The sequence below is a fragment of the Streptomyces sp. NPDC000878 genome (assembly GCF_053599695.1).
In genome coordinates, this window is sequence record NZ_JBSFMT010000023.1 from 102,024 (window position 1) to 116,239 (window position 14,216).

At 72.1% G+C, this 14,216-nt stretch carries 11 protein-coding genes and 1 pseudogene; 5 read left to right on the plus strand and 7 right to left on the minus strand.

Annotated elements, in window-relative coordinates; all coding sequences use genetic code 11:
* Window positions 1-7: 7 nt before the first annotated feature.
* Window positions 8-553: a cupin domain-containing protein gene (locus tag ACWDR4_RS21905; RefSeq protein ID WP_389356033.1), complete on the plus strand. Its 546-nt coding sequence runs from the start codon at window positions 8-10 to the stop codon at window positions 551-553.
* Entirely contained in the window at window positions 544-942 is a 399-nt protein-coding gene (locus ACWDR4_RS21910) for a rhodanese-like domain-containing protein (protein WP_450410784.1), read from the plus strand. Before ACWDR4_RS21905 ends, ACWDR4_RS21910 begins: the two co-directional genes overlap by 10 nt.
* A 144-nt stretch (window positions 943-1,086) precedes the next feature.
* On the opposite strand, the gene recX is transcribed toward ACWDR4_RS21910, so the two are convergent.
* The 4 genes from recX to ACWDR4_RS21930 all read right to left on the minus strand — a co-directional run bounded on the left by recX (window position 1,087) and on the right by ACWDR4_RS21930 (window position 5,148).
* Window positions 1,087-2,025, minus strand: a complete 939-nt coding sequence (gene recX / locus ACWDR4_RS21915) for a recombination regulator RecX (protein WP_450410752.1) — start codon at window positions 2,023-2,025, stop codon at window positions 1,087-1,089.
* A 3-nt stretch (window positions 2,026-2,028) separates the two neighbouring features.
* On the minus strand, window positions 2,029-3,174 hold the full coding sequence (gene recA, locus ACWDR4_RS21920; protein ID WP_450410753.1) for a recombinase RecA: 1,146 nt from the start codon (window positions 3,172-3,174) through the stop codon (window positions 2,029-2,031).
* A gap of 383 nt (window positions 3,175-3,557) precedes the next feature.
* Entirely contained in the window at window positions 3,558-4,871 is a 1,314-nt protein-coding gene (locus ACWDR4_RS21925; protein WP_450410755.1) for an AI-2E family transporter, read from the minus strand.
* An 82-nt stretch (window positions 4,872-4,953) separates the two neighbouring features.
* Window positions 4,954-5,148 carry a DUF3046 domain-containing protein gene (locus ACWDR4_RS21930; protein ID WP_450410757.1) on the minus strand — a complete coding sequence of 65 codons (195 nt, stop codon included), beginning with the start codon at window positions 5,146-5,148 and terminating at the stop codon, window positions 4,954-4,956.
* Window positions 5,149-5,228: 80 nt separating this feature from the next.
* On the opposite strand from ACWDR4_RS21930, the gene ACWDR4_RS21935 reads away from it, so the two are divergent.
* A complete protein-coding gene (locus tag ACWDR4_RS21935; RefSeq protein ID WP_450410759.1) occupies window positions 5,229-6,173 on the plus strand; it encodes a hypothetical protein in 945 nt (314 codons plus the stop codon).
* Between the two features lie 26 nt (window positions 6,174-6,199).
* Here the strand turns inward: ACWDR4_RS21935 and ACWDR4_RS21940 are convergent, their stop codons facing one another.
* The 3 genes and pseudogenes from ACWDR4_RS21940 to ACWDR4_RS21950 form a co-directional block, all read right to left on the minus strand.
* Complete coding sequence (locus ACWDR4_RS21940; RefSeq protein WP_450410760.1) at window positions 6,200-6,508, minus strand: AzlD domain-containing protein; 309 nt, start codon at window positions 6,506-6,508, stop codon at window positions 6,200-6,202.
* The gene (locus ACWDR4_RS21945; protein ID WP_450410762.1) at window positions 6,505-7,242 is read right to left on the minus strand and encodes an AzlC family ABC transporter permease; all 738 of its coding nucleotides are present in this window, start codon (window positions 7,240-7,242) and stop codon (window positions 6,505-6,507) included. The genes ACWDR4_RS21940 and ACWDR4_RS21945 overlap by 4 nt, the downstream gene beginning before the upstream one ends.
* Window positions 7,146-8,158, minus strand: a pseudogene (locus ACWDR4_RS21950) (helix-turn-helix domain-containing protein); the annotation flags it as partial. The pseudogene ACWDR4_RS21950 and the gene ACWDR4_RS21945, both read right to left, overlap by 97 nt.
* 245 nt (window positions 8,159-8,403) lie before the next feature.
* Between ACWDR4_RS21950 and ACWDR4_RS21955 the strand changes: the two are divergent.
* The gene (locus ACWDR4_RS21955) at window positions 8,404-13,269 is read left to right on the plus strand and encodes an ATP-dependent helicase (RefSeq protein ID WP_450410763.1); all 4,866 of its coding nucleotides are present in this window, start codon (window positions 8,404-8,406) and stop codon (window positions 13,267-13,269) included.
* Between the two features lie 39 nt (window positions 13,270-13,308).
* Window positions 13,309-14,169, plus strand: coding sequence for an Fpg/Nei family DNA glycosylase (locus tag ACWDR4_RS21960; protein WP_450410765.1), 861 nt, complete (start codon window positions 13,309-13,311; stop codon window positions 14,167-14,169).
* Window positions 14,170-14,216: the final 47 nt, after the last annotated feature.

Below are 14,216 nucleotides of genomic sequence, written 5' to 3' on the forward strand. Positions count from 1 at the left end.
GGTACCCGTGTCCGTGTCACCCTCCGTATCCGCCCCCGCTCAGGTCTCTGGGACCCCGAAGACCCCGACGCAGGCCGATCTTCTCGACTTCGTACGCCGTACTGCCGCCGACGCCGAGTTGATCGCCTCCCTGCCGCTCGACCCCGAGGGCCGCACCTGGGTGCGCCTTGAGGGCCCCGGCGGCAGCGAGGCCTGGCTGATCGGCTGGCCGCCCGGCACCGGTACGGGCTGGCACGACCACGCCGAGTCGGTCGGTGCCTTCATCACCGCGACCGGCGAACTCAAGGAGCACTCGCTCGCCGCCCGGCTGCCCGCCGACGGCTGGAAGACCCTCGAACTCACCGAGGGCGTCGACCGGGAGCGGCGACTGCCGGCCGGCCAGGGCCGGGCCTTCGGCCGCCACCATGTGCACGAGGTGCTCAACGAGTCCGGCGACCAGCACGCGATCTCGGTCCACGCCTACTACCCGCCGCTGCCCCAGATCCGCCGCTACAGCCGTACGGGACAGGTGCTGCGGCTGGAGCACGTCGAGCGCCCGCAGGACTGGCAGTGAGTGAACAGCCCGTCCGCATCGACGAGTTGCTGGACCGCGTACGCGACAGCTACGCGCGCGTGGAGACACCCGAGGCGTACGAGGCCGCGCAGGCCGGCGAGGCGCTGCTGGTGGACATCCGGTACGCGGCCCTGCGGGAGCGGGACGGCCTGATCCCCGGTGCGCTCGTGGTCGAGCGCAACGAGCTGGAGTGGCGCCTGGATCCCCAGGGCAGCCATCGCGCGCCTCAGGCGACCGGCCACGACCTGCGGATCGTGGTGATCTGCAACGAGGGGTACGCGTCGAGCCTCGCGGTCGTGTCCCTGCACCAGTTGGGGCTGCACCGGGCGACCGACCTGGTCGGAGGGTTCCAGGCGTGGCGGGCGGCGGGGCTTCCGGTCACGCCATAGGCCCACTGCGCACCCGAAGCAGTCGTACCGTCCACCCGGCCCTGAACGCGATCGGCGCCCCCGCGCGTCCATCGTGTCCAGGGCCGTGGACGCAGACCTCCCGAGCCGTCGACTGCCTCGGGACGGCCGAACCTCGGCACGGGCTCAGTACCCGTCGTCCGCGAGGAACTCGGTGTCCTCGCCCTCTTCCTCCAGCGCCTGCCGGACCACCCTCAGGGCCATGCCCTGGGAGTAGCCCTTGCGGGCGAGCATGCCCACGAGCCGCCGTATCCGCTTGTCGCGGTCGAGGCCGCGGGTCGCCCGCAGCTTGCGGGCGACGAGTTCACGCGCGGTCGTCTCCTCCTGCTCGGAGTCGAGCTGTCCGACGGCCTCGTCGATGAGCGTCGCGTCCACGCCCTTGGTGCGCAGTTCCTGTACGAGCGCCCGCCGGGCCAGTCCCCGGCCGTGATGCCGGGACTCGACCCAGGCGTCCGCGAACGCGCTGTCGTTGATCAGTCCGACCTCCTCGAACCGCGACAGCACCTCCTCGGCCACCTCGTCCGGAATCTCGCGCTTGTGCAGGGCGTCCGCGAGCTGCTTCCGCGTGCGCGGGGTCCCGGTGAGCAGGCGCAGACAGATCGCCCGCGCCCGCTCAGCCGGGTCCCCTGGGGGCTCCGCCGTCTCGGCCCTCGACGAGGAGACGGAACCTCCGTCCTGTGGGTCGCCGCCCTGCTCACCGAAGCCGCGCCGCCGACGGCGACCACGCCCGCCAGTCGAGCCCTCACCGCGTGAGCCGCCCTCGCCGAACGGGCTGCTTCCGCCGCTCAGGCCACCGCCGCCACGGCGTCGTCCGCCTCCCGGGGAACCGTCGCCCCGACGCGGGCCGTCCCCCGACGGCCCCTCACCGCGACGCGGTCCGGCACCGGAGCCTCCGTCGCCCTCGTACCACCCGTCGCCCTTGTGGGTCCCGCGGCCACCCCCGTATGGCCCGGTATCCCCGTCGGCGCTGTCACCACGTCCGGCGGAGCCCTCGCGGCCCTCGTCGCCCCGGTCCTCCGAGGCACCGGGGTAGGCGTACTCGGCCCAGTCGGTTCGTCGTGTCATCGGCTAGCTCTTGGCCGCCGTGACCTTGGACTTGGCGGTCTTGGCCGCCGACGCGGGAGCCGGGACCGTCTTCGCGGCCTCGTCCGTGGTCGTGCCCGGGGCTGCCGAGCCCGCCGCGTCCGCACCCGGCTCGGCGGTCGGCTTCTCGGGCCGTACGCCGACGCCCAGCTTCTCCAGGATCTTCTTCTCGATCTCGTTGGCGAGGTCGGGGTTGTCCTTCAGGAAGTTACGGGCGTTCTCCTTGCCCTGGCCGAGCTGGTCGCCCTCGTACGTGTACCAGGCGCCGGCCTTGCGGACGAAGCCGTGCTCCACGCCCATGTCGATCAGACCGCCCTCGCGGCTGATGCCGTGCCCGTAGAGGATGTCGAACTCGGCCTGCTTGAAGGGCGGCGCGACCTTGTTCTTGACGACCTTGACGCGGGTGCGGTTGCCGACCGCGTCGGTGCCGTCCTTCAGCGTCTCGATGCGACGGATGTCGAGCCGCACCGAGGCGTAGAACTTCAGCGCCCGGCCACCGGTCGTGGTCTCCGGGGAGCCGAACATCACGCCGATCTTCTCGCGCAGCTGGTTGATGAAGATCGCGGTGGTCTGGGACTGGCTCAGCGCACCGGTGATCTTCCGCAGCGCCTGGCTCATCAGACGGGCCTGGAGACCGACGTGGCTGTCACCCATCTCGCCCTCGATCTCCGCGCGCGGGACGAGCGCGGCCACGGAGTCGATGACGATGAGGTCCAGGGCACCGGAGCGGACCAGCATGTCCACGATCTCCAGGGCCTGCTCGCCGTTGTCCGGCTGGGACAGGATCAGGTTGTCGATGTCGACGCCGAGCTTCTTCGCGTACTCGGGGTCGAGTGCGTGCTCCGCGTCCACGAAGGCGACCTGGCCGCCGGCCTTCTGCGCGTTCGCCACCGCGTGCAGGGTCAGGGTCGTCTTGCCGGAGGACTCCGGGCCGTACACCTCCACCACTCGGCCGCGCGGCAGCCCGCCGACACCGAGGGCGACGTCGAGCGCGGTCGACCCTGTGGGGATGACCTCGATGGGCTCGTTCGGCCGCTCACCGAGGCGCATCACCGCGCCCTTGCCGAACTGCCGTTCAATCTGTGCGAGAGCGGCGTCGAGCGCCTTCTCGCGGTCAGTACCTGCTGCCATGGGTTCCACCCGATTTGCTTGAGTCGATCGCTTCACGTCAAAGACGCTAACGCCTGCCACTGACAATGCGCCCCGACGCCCGTCCGGCCTGTGGATAACTCGGGCACATCTCCATGAAAACCCTGACGAAATCCCCGTCGAGAGCCTCGCCGGAATCTCCATCAGAACGGATGTTCGATTTTCGTGTCAAGCGCGACACCCGGCACCTTCGAGACTACGTTCGCGGTCCGACAACGGGCCGGATGCCGGGTGCGACACCCCAGGGGCGCATGACATGGGGTGGCGTGCCCTCGACCGGACAGGACGGTGCCGAGCCCCCCTGTCACGCGGTTGGTGGCGGGGCTACGCGGCGTCCGTCGCCGACGCCGCGGCCCGGGCGCCTCTCACGCGGGTGCGGAGCCCTTCCCCGACCCGGATTCCGTCGGCGGGTCCGATTCCGGCGCCCCCGCGGGGTCCGTCGAACCCTCGGGGCCGGCGAGCCGGCGCCCCTCCAGCAGACTCCGCACCCGCGTGACGACGCTCGCACCCCGGCCCCGTCCGCGGTGCCCGTGGACACGGGGGTCGTCCGTGACGTCGTACCGCTTCACGTACGCCCCCAGGAACGCCTGGAGCGTGGCGACCGCCGGGATGGCGATCAGGGCGCCGACGGCACCGAGGAGCGCGGTGCCTGCGATGACCGAGCCGAAGGCGACCGCGGGGTGGATGTCGACGGTCTTCGCGGTCAGCTTGGGCTGCAGCACGTAGTTCTCGAACTGCTGGTAGACCACGACGAAGACCAGCACCCACAGCGCGTACCAGGGATCGACGGTGAAGGCGATCAGCATCGGCAGGGCGCCCGCGAGATAGGTGCCGATGGTCGGGAGGAACTGTGAGACCAGCCCCACCCAGACAGCCAGCACGGGCGCGTACGGCACGTCCAGGAACTCCAGCAGGATGTAGTGGGCCACCCCGGAGATGAGCGCCATCAGACCGCGCGAGTACAGATAGCCGCCGGTCTTGTCGACGGCGATCTCCCACGCACGCAGGACCTCGGCCTGTCGGGCGGGCGGCAGTACAGAGCACAGCGCGCGGCGCAGTCTCGGCCCGTCGGCGGCGAAGTAGAACGAGAACAGGGTGATCGTCAGCAGCTGGAAGAGGCCGCCCAGCACCTGGGCGGAGACGTCCAGGACGCCGGTGGCGCTGTTCTGGACGTAGCTGCGCAGCCAGTCGGAGCGGAGCAGACCCTCCTGGACGTCCACGCGCTTCAGGTCGGTGTTGAAGTGCGCGTTGATCCAGCTGATGACGGAGTCGAGATAGGCCGGGAAGTCCTCGACGATCTTGATGATCTGGCCCGCGAGCATGGAGCCGAGCAGGGTGATGAATCCGGCGATCGCGATGAGCAGGCCGATGAAGACCAGGAAGGTGGCCAGACCCCGGCGCATCCCGCGCGCGGCCATCCGGCTCACCGCGGGTTCGATCGCGAGCGCGGCGAAGAACGCGATGAGGACGTTGATCAACAGGCCCGTGAGCTGGTGGAAGGCCCAACTGCCCAGCTGGAACAGGCCGACGAGGGCGAGCGCCAGCATCATGGCGCGCGGCAGCCAGCGCGGCATGCGCGCGCCCTGCCCGGCGGCATTCCCGTCCGGGGGTGTGGGCGGCGTCGTGCCGAACGGGGACGCCTGCTGTCCGAGCTGCCCGGTCTCGTCTGTGGATGCCACGGTGCAAGTCTCGCCCACGCCACGGACAATCAGTCGCCGCCCTACGATCTTCGCGGCCAACCGATGACACTTCAGTGCGATTTCAGCGGTTTTCCACCGGAACGTTCATGGCCGTGCACACCACACGCCACACGTCCTTCGCCTCCCAGCCGGCGTCCAGGGCTTCGTGGACGGTCCGTCCACCGAGTTCCGTCATCACGTGATCGCGCGCGAAGGTGTCGGCGTACCCCGTACCGAAGTGATCCGCCATCCGCTGCCAGAAGACCGTCAACCGCATGACTTCAGTATCCCGCCCCTGAGAGTGGGCCCGCGCCGGGACCGCTCACCGGGACCGCTTCGCGCCCTACGGTCAGACGCATGGCCGAAACAGGAGCAGCCCCACTCCCCCCGACGCCCCCGGCGCGTTCCCCGCTCTTCCGTGCCGAGCACTTCGTGTGGCTCACCGCGCGCGTGCTGGAGCAGCGCCGCTTCGCGTATCACTTCCTGAACGGGGGCGCCGACGCGGTCGAGACCGCGCTGGACGCCTACCGCAACGAGGACGGCGGATACGGCCACGCGCTGGAACCCGATCTGCGCGGCCCCGTCAGCCAGCCTCTGCACACCGGGCACGCGCTGCGGGTCCTGGACGCCATCGGGCGCTGCGGCGGGCAGCGGGTGGAGCGCGTGTGCCGCTATCTGACCTCCGTCTCCACACCGGACGGCGCGCTGCCGGCGGTCCATCCCAGCCAGCACGGCTATCCGGCGGCGCCGTTCGTGCGGGTCGTGCCCGAACCGCCGAGCGAACTCCTCGCCACCGGCCCGGTGGTGGGCCTGCTGCACCGCAACGAGGTGTGGCACGCCTGGCTGTTCCGGGCCACGGACTTCTGCTGGCAGGCGATCACCTCACTGGAGAAGTCCCATCCGTACGAGGTGCAGGCCGCCGTGGCCTTCCTGGACTCGGTTCCGGACCGCTCACGCGCGCAGGCGGCGGCCGACCGGCTGGGCCGTCTGGTACGCGAACACCGGCTCGTGGCCCTCGACCCGGAGCGCGTCGACGCCCACCCGGTGACGCCCGGCTGTACCCCGGGCGAGCACCACTTCCCGTACGACTACGCGAGGACGCCGGGCTCACTCGCGCGCGCGTGGTTCACGGACGAGGAGATGACCCGTTCCCTGGACTTCCTCGCGAGCGAGCAGCGCGAGGACGGCGGCTGGCCCGCTCGCCGGCGCGCGTGGGCACCGGGCACCGCCCTGGAGGCACGTCCCATGGCGACGGTCGAGGCACTGCGCACCCTGAAGGCGTACGGCCGCCCCGTCGGCTGAACCAAGAGCGCGGGCACGGCCGGCACTCAGCCGGTCATCGCCCGGACCCCCGCCGTCACCACCACGGCCGCCGCGACGACGACCAGGAAGGGAGCACGCAGCACCAGCGCCACGGCGGCTGCGGCGAGCCCTGCGGCCTTCGCGTCCAGGACGAGCACCCGCCCGTCCGCGAAGGCCTGCTGGGCCGTGAGAGCGGCGAGGAGGGCGACGGGCAGCAGGGCGGCGAGCCGCCTGACGAGCGGGCGTTCCAGGACACCGGCGGGCACGAGGAGCCCGACGAGCTTGACGACGTAACAACCAAGAGCCGTCACACCGATCGCGATCCAGACGTTCAACGGTCTCCCCCCTTCCCGTCCTTCGCCGCACGCCGGCCCTCCGCGTAGAGAACGACCGGCGCCGCGAGCGCGGCCACCAGAACAGGCACACCGCCCGGCAGTACGGGCAGCAGCCCGAGCCCCAGCACCACGGCGAGGCCCGCGACGGCGCGCTCCACACCGGACTTCAGCATGGGCGCGAGCAGTGCCAGGAAGACAGCGGGCCCGGCGGCATCGAGACCCCACGCGTCGGTGTCCCCGATGGCCTCGGCCCCCAGCCCGCCGAGCAGCGTCGTGAGGTTCCACAGCACATACAGGGTGAGCCCGGTGACGGCGAAGCCGATACGGGCACCGCGTCGCGTGGGCTGCGCCAGGGCGACCACCGTGGTCTCGTCGATGACCCATTGGGCGGCGAACGGATGCACCGCGCGCGGGAGGGCCAGCAACTGCGACAGCCGCAGCCCGTAGAAGGCGTTGCGCACCCCCAGGAAGAAGGCGCCCGCCGCCGCGGTGAGCGGATTGCCGCCGGCCGCGAGCGCGCCCACGAGCGCGAACTGGGAGGCCCCGGTGAACACCAGGAGGCTGAGCGCACAGGTCTGCAGAAGGGTGAGCCCATTGCCGACCGAGGTCACCCCGAAGGCGAAACCGGACAATCCGACGGCGACCCCGACTCCGAGGGCGTCTCGTACGACGGCGGCGTCCGGTTTGCCTCCGCCGTCGGCACGTGTGTCTGCGAGAGCTGCCTGTTCTGCCACTCGTCGGACGATAGGAGAAGCTGCCCCGACGAATCTTGTACGTTCTTGCGCTCCCGCTGGTATGCCCCAGGAGGCACGCCCACGATCCGGGCGAAGTGCCGGTTGAGATGTGGCTGATCGGTGAACCCGACCGCGACAGCCACGTCGGCGGGCGCGGTACCCGCGTCCAGCAGCCGCCGTGCCCGACGCACGCGCGCGTCCGTCAGCCAGGCGTGCGGCGGCAACCCGTACGCGTCACGGAACGCCCGCAGCAGCGCGAAGGGGCTGGTGCCCAGATCCTTGGCAAGCCTCTCCAGGGTCGGCGGCTCGGCCATCGTCTCCTCCAGCACAGCACGCGCGCGTGCCGCGATCCGCCCACCCGCCGTACGCACGGCCCGCTCCTGAAGGACCCCGCCATTGAGCCGGAGCAACCGGGTCACCGCGACCCGCAGCAACGTGTCGGCGGCCAACGCGTTGCCCTCCTCGGCCGCACGCAGCACCTCATGAACAAGAGTGACCGAGTACGGATCGTCGAACACGGGAGCGACGAATCCAGGCGTCCCCCGAATCACCGTGGTCTCCGCGGCGATCTCCGCCACCACCTCGGGCGCCGGATAGACAGCCCCGTACCGCCACCCCTCGGGAACCCCGGCACGCCCCGTGTGCGGCGTACCGGGATTGACCAGAGCGAGCGCCCCGACCCCGCGTACTAATCGGTCCCCCGATGACGGAAGACCTCCACCGTTCCTGTGGACTGAGCGGGCGTGAGCCTGTTCAGCCGCGCGCCCCGAACGGTCTTGGGCGAGCTGGTCCCCGGCGTACTCGACCCCGGGGCGGCGACACGCATCCTGTGCGTGGTCCGGGCCCGGGAGGCCAGTTCCCTGCGCGACCTGGCCAATTGGCTACGGCCAGAGACGACGGGGAGGCCCTGAACCATCACTCCGGAGGAGCAGGGGCCCCGCACGCTGGCGCCGTACCCGGGCGTCCCAGGTCGCGTGATCACGTTAACCCGGACGGCCCAGCACGCCGCAAGCCCAGGGGCCAACCATCACACGATCGAGCTAACCGGCCTCATGTAACCCGCACACGACCTCGCCCCACTCACCGCCGCCCCCCGCCCCACCGCCGGAGGCAAACCCGCAGGTCAGCCCGATTGTCAGTGCCGAGGTGCAGGATGGACGCATGGTCAGCTCCGCACACCGAGCCCTGGACGGCTTCTCCCCCGCGACCCGCGGCTGGTTCACGGGGGCCTTCTCCGCGCCCACCGCGGCCCAGGCGGGCGCGTGGCAGGCCATCGGCGAGGGCTCGGACGTGCTGGTGGTAGCTCCGACCGGCTCCGGCAAGACCCTGGCCGCGTTCCTCGCCGCACTCGACCAGCTCACCTCGACACCCCCGCCGGCCGACCCCCACAAACGCTGCCGCGTGCTCTACGTGTCACCGCTCAAGGCCCTCGCGGTCGACGTGGAACGCAACCTGCGCAGCCCCCTCACGGGCATCCGCCAGGAATCCGTACGCCTGGGCCTGCCCGAGCCCGAGGTCAAGGTGGGCATCCGCTCCGGCGACACCCCGCCCGCCGAGCGCCGAGCCCTGGCCACCCGCCCGCCGGACATCCTGATCACCACCCCGGAGTCACTGTTCCTGATGCTCACGTCGGCCACGCGCGACGCGCTGACGGGCGTGGAGACGGTGATCCTGGACGAGGTGCACGCGGTCGCGGGCACCAAGCGCGGCGCGCATCTCGCGCTCTCTCTGGAGCGGCTGGACGAGCTGCTGCCGAGGCCCGCCCGGCGCATCGGCCTCTCCGCGACCGTCCGCCCGGTCGACGAGATCGCGCGCTATCTCTCCCCCCAGCGCAAGGTGGAGATCGTCCAGCCCAAGTCCGGCAAGGAGTTCGACCTCTCGGTCGTCGTCCCGGTCGAAGACCTGGGCGAACTCGGCGGCTCCCCGGTCGCCGACGCGAACGACGGCGCCGAGCGCCCGTCCATCTGGCCGCATGTCGAGGAACGGATCGCCGATCTCGTCCAGGCGCACCGCTCGACGATCGTGTTCGCCAACTCCCGGCGCCTCGCGGAGCGCCTGTGCAACCGGCTCAACGAGATCGCGTACGAGCGGGCCACCGGCGAGCCCCTCGCCGAACACCACGCGCCCGCAGAGCTGATGGGCGGCTCGGGCGCGGCCCAGGGCGCGCCTCCGGTCATCGCCCGGGCCCACCACGGCTCGGTCTCCAAGGAGCAGCGCGCGCTCGTCGAGGAGGACCTCAAGGCGGGCCGGCTGCCCGCCGTGGTGGCCACCTCCAGCCTCGAACTGGGCATCGACATGGGCGCGGTCGACCTGGTCGTCCAGGTCGAGTCACCCCCGTCCGTGGCCTCCGGACTGCAGCGCGTCGGCCGCGCCGGGCACCAGGTGGGCGCGGTCTCCACGGGCGTCGTCTTCCCCAAGTACCGGGGGGACCTCGTCCAGGCGGCCGTGGTCACCGAGCGCATGCGCACCGGTTCCATCGAGTCCCTGAGGGTCCCCGCCAACCCCCTGGACGTCCTCGCCCAGCAGCTCGTCGCGATGGTGGCGCTGGACACCTGGCAGGTCGACGACCTGCTGTCCGCGGTCCGCCGCGCGGCCCCCTTCGCCGCCCTCCCGGATTCGGCGTTCACCGCGGTCCTGGACATGCTCGCGGGCCGCTATCCGTCCGACGCGTTCGCGGAGCTGCGCCCGCGCGTGGTGTGGGACCGCGTCGCCGGCACCGTGACCGGCCGCCCGGGTGCGCAGCGCCTCGCCGTCACCTCCGGGGGCACGATTCCGGACCGCGGGCTCTTCGGCGTCTTCCTCGCCGGTGCCGACCCCAAGAAGGGCGGCGGCCGGGTCGGCGAGCTGGACGAGGAGATGGTGTACGAGTCCCGCGTGGGGGACGTCTTCACGCTCGGTACGAGTTCCTGGCGTATCGAGGACATCACCCGTGACCGCGTCCTGGTGTCCCCCGCTCCCGGGGTGCCCGGCCGCCTCCCCTTCTGGAAGGGCGACCAGCTGGGCCGCCCGCTGGAACTGGGCCGCGCGGTGGGCGCGTTCCTGCGCGAGGTCGGCTCACTGCCCGAGGAGGCCGCCCGCAGCCGCCTGCTCGCCGCCGGACTCGACACCTGGGCCGCGGGCAACGTCATCTCCTACCTGGCCGAACAGCGCGAGGCCTGCGGCCACATCCCGGACGACCGGACCATCGTCGTGGAGCAGTTCCGCGACGAACTCGGCGACTGGCGGGTCGTCGTCCACTCCCCCTTCGGCGCCCAGGTCCACGCCCCCTGGGCACTCGCGCTGGGCGCCAAACTCTCCGAGCGGTACGGCATGGACGCCCAGGTCATGCACGCCGACGACGGCATCGTGCTGCGCCTCCCGGACGCCGATCTGATGAGCCTGGACCTGCTCGACCAGGAACCGCTGAAGACCGGCACGGAGTATGACGCGGAGCAGGCTCCCGTAGGCGCGGCGGACGTGACCTTCGACAAGGGCGAGGTCGACCGGATCGTCACCGAACAGGTGGGCGGCTCGGCCCTGTTCGCGGCCCGCTTCCGCGAGTGCGCCGCGCGCGCCCTGCTGCTCCCGCGCCGCAGCCCCGGCAAGCGCACCCCCCTGTGGCAGCAGCGCCAGCGGGCCTCCCAACTGCTCCAGGTGGCAAGCGAGTTCGGTTCGTTCCCCATCGTCCTCGAAGCGGTCCGCGAATGCCTCCAGGACGTCTTCGACGTGCCCGGGCTCGTGGAGCTGATGGGCGACATCGAGTCCCGCAAGGTGCGCCTGGTCGAGGTCACCACCCCCGAGCCCTCCCCCTTCGCCCGCTCCCTCCTCTTCGGGTACGTCGCACAGTTCCTGTACGAGGGCGACTCACCGTTGGCCGAACGGCGCGCCGCCGCCCTGTCGCTGGACTCGCGGCTGCTGGCCGAGCTGCTGGGCCAGGCGGAGCTGCGCGAGCTGCTGGACGCCGAGGTGCTGACGGAGCTGGAGCGGGAACTCCAGTGGCTCACCGAGGACCGACGCGTGAAGGACGCCGAAGGCGTCGCGGACCTGCTGCGTCTGCTGGGCCCGCTCACGGACGCCGAGCTGGCCGAGCGCGGCGCCGATCCGCAGTGGGCCCGGGAGCTGGCCGGCGCCCGCCGCGCGATCCGGGTCCGTATCGGCGGCGCCGACCACTGGGCGGCGATCGAGGACGCGGGCCGCCTGCGCGACGCGCTCGGCACGGCACTGCCGGTCGGCGTCCCGGAGGCCTTCACCGAGCCGGTCAAGGACCCGCTCGGCGACCTCCTCGCCCGCCACGCCCGCACCCACGGCCCGTTCACCTCGGCCACGGCGGCGGCCCGTTTCGGCCTGGGCGTGGCGGTCACCGAGGGCGCGCTCCAGCGGCTGGCGGCGACCGGCCGTGTCGTACAGGGGGAGTTCCACCCGGCGGGCATCGGCCAGGAGTGGTGCGACGCGACGGTCCTGCGCCGCCTCCGGCGCCGTTCGCTGGCCGCTCTGCGGCACGAACTGGAGCCGGTGTCGCCCGCGGCGCTCGCGCAGTTCCTGCCGCAGTGGCAGCACATCGGCAAGGGCCACGGGCTGCGCGGTATCGACGGACTGGTCCGGGCGGTCGAGCAACTGCAAGGGGCCTCCGTGCCGGCGTCCGCCCTGGAGAAGCTGGTCCTGCCGTCCCGGGTGGCGAACTACGCCCCGGCGATGCTCGACGAACTCACGGCAGCCGGGGAGATCGTCTGGGCCGGGGCGGGCGCCCTCCCCGGCAAGGACGGCTGGGTGTCCCTGTACCTCGCGGACGCGGCCCCGCTGCTCCTGCCACCGCCCCACCCCCTGGAACCCACCGCACTCCACCAGTCCGTCCTCGACATCCTCGCCGGGGGCTACGGGCTCTTCTTCCGCCAGATCGCCGACCAGGTCCGCGCCACCACGCACCCGGACGCCACGGATCCCCAGCTGGCCGACGCCGTCTGGGACCTGGCCTGGTCGGGCCGGCTCACGAACGACACGCTCGCCCCGATGCGCTCGCTCCTCGGCTCGGGCCGTACGGCGGGCTCGACGGCACACCGGGCGAAACGCGCCGTCCCGCGCGGCCGGTACGGCTCGCTGACGGCCGCCGCACGCCCCGCCTCACGCAGCGGCCCCCCGACCGTGGCCGGCCGCTGGTCCCTGCTCCCCGCCCATGAGCCCGATCTCACTGTCCGCGCCCACGCCCTGGCCCGCACCCTGCTCGACCGCCACGGCGTGGTGACCCGGGGAGCCGTTGCCGCGGAAGGCGTGGAGGGCGGCTTCTCGGCCGTGTACCGCATCCTCTCCGCCTTCGAGGACAGTGGTCAGGCCCGTCGCGGCTATGTGGTGGAGGGCCTCGGAGCCGCCCAGTTCGCCATGGACGGCGCGGTGGACCGCCTCCGGGCAACGGCGAACGCCCGAGACCGCGGCGACTACCGACCGACCCCGCCCTCCGGCACGACCGACGCACACAACGTCGACTCCCCCACAGACCACGGCTTCGTGGCGGACCTCGACTTCGACCTCGACTTCAGCCCCGAATCCCCCCACACCCCCACCGCCCGGAACACACCCACGCCCACTCCCACCCACGGCTTCGCCACGAACGCCATGTCCCGCACCCACTCCGCCGCCTCCGCCCCCACCACCCCCTCCGGAACCTCCCGTGCCGTAGTCCTCGCAGCCGCCGATCCGGCGAACGCGTACGGCGCCGCGCTCCCCTGGCCCGAGCCCCCGACCGGCGCCGGTCACAAGGCGGGCCGCAAGGCCGGTTCGCTGGTGGTACTGGTCGACGGAGAGCTGACGCTCTACATGGAGCGCGGCGGCAAGACCCTGCTGGCCTGGCCCTCCGAACCGGACGTCCACCCCACTGAGGACCCCCGTCTGCACGCGGCGGCGGAAGCCCTGGCCGCAGCGGCCCGCGCGGGCTCCCTCGGCACGGTCACGGTGGAGCGGGTCAACGGCGCCGCAGCCCTGACCTCCCCCTTCGGCACCCTCCTGGAAGGAGCAGGCTTCATCGCGACCCCCCGCGGCCTGCGCCTACGCGCATGACCGACCACCTCCCCCACCCCGACATGCCACCCTGGTCCCATGCCCGAAGGTGACACGGTCTGGCAGGCCGCGAGGAGACTGCACACCGCACTCGCCGGCAAGGTGCTGACCCGTTCCGACCTCCGCGTGCCCAAGTACGCCACGGCCGACCTCACCGGCCGCACTGTCCTGGAGGTCACCCCGCGCGGCAAGCACCTCCTCACCCGTGTCGAGGGCGGCCTGACCCTCCACTCGCATCTGCGGATGGACGGTTCCTGGAAGGTCTACGAGAACGGCAGGCGCTGGAGCGGCGGCCCCTCCCACCAGATCCGGGCGATCCTCGGCACCGCGGACCGCACCGCCGTCGGCTACCGCCTCCCCGTACTCGAACTCCTCCGCACCACCGACGAACCCCGGGCCGTCGGCCACCTCGGCCCCGACCTCCTGGGCCCCGACTGGGACCCCGAGCAGGCCCTCGCCAACCTCCTCGCGGACCCCGCCCGTCCCCTCGGCGAGGCCCTGCTCGACCAGCGCAATCTCGCCGGCATCGGCAACGTCTACAAGAGCGAGCTGTCCTTCCTCCTGGGCGCCACCCCATGGCTCCCCCTCGGCGAGCTGCCCGCCGATCGCGCCGCGAAGCTGCCCGCGCTCGCGAAGAAGCTCCTCGAAGCCAACCGGGACCGCCCGGTCCGCAGTACGACGGGCCTGCGCGGCCAGGACCTCTTCGTGTACGGCCGCGCACCCCGCCCCTGTCTGCGCTGCCGGACCCCGATCCGCGTCGCCGACCAGGGCGACGGCTCCCGCGAACGCCCCACCTACTGGTGCCCGACCTGCCAACCGGGCCCGGCCCCGGCCCCCGGCGCCGTCAGAGCACACCGAAGGTCACCCCCGTACAGCCGGAAGTCACCCCGGTACGACTGAGACGTACGACCGAGACCGCCCCGCACAACGGACACCCCCCGCACGAC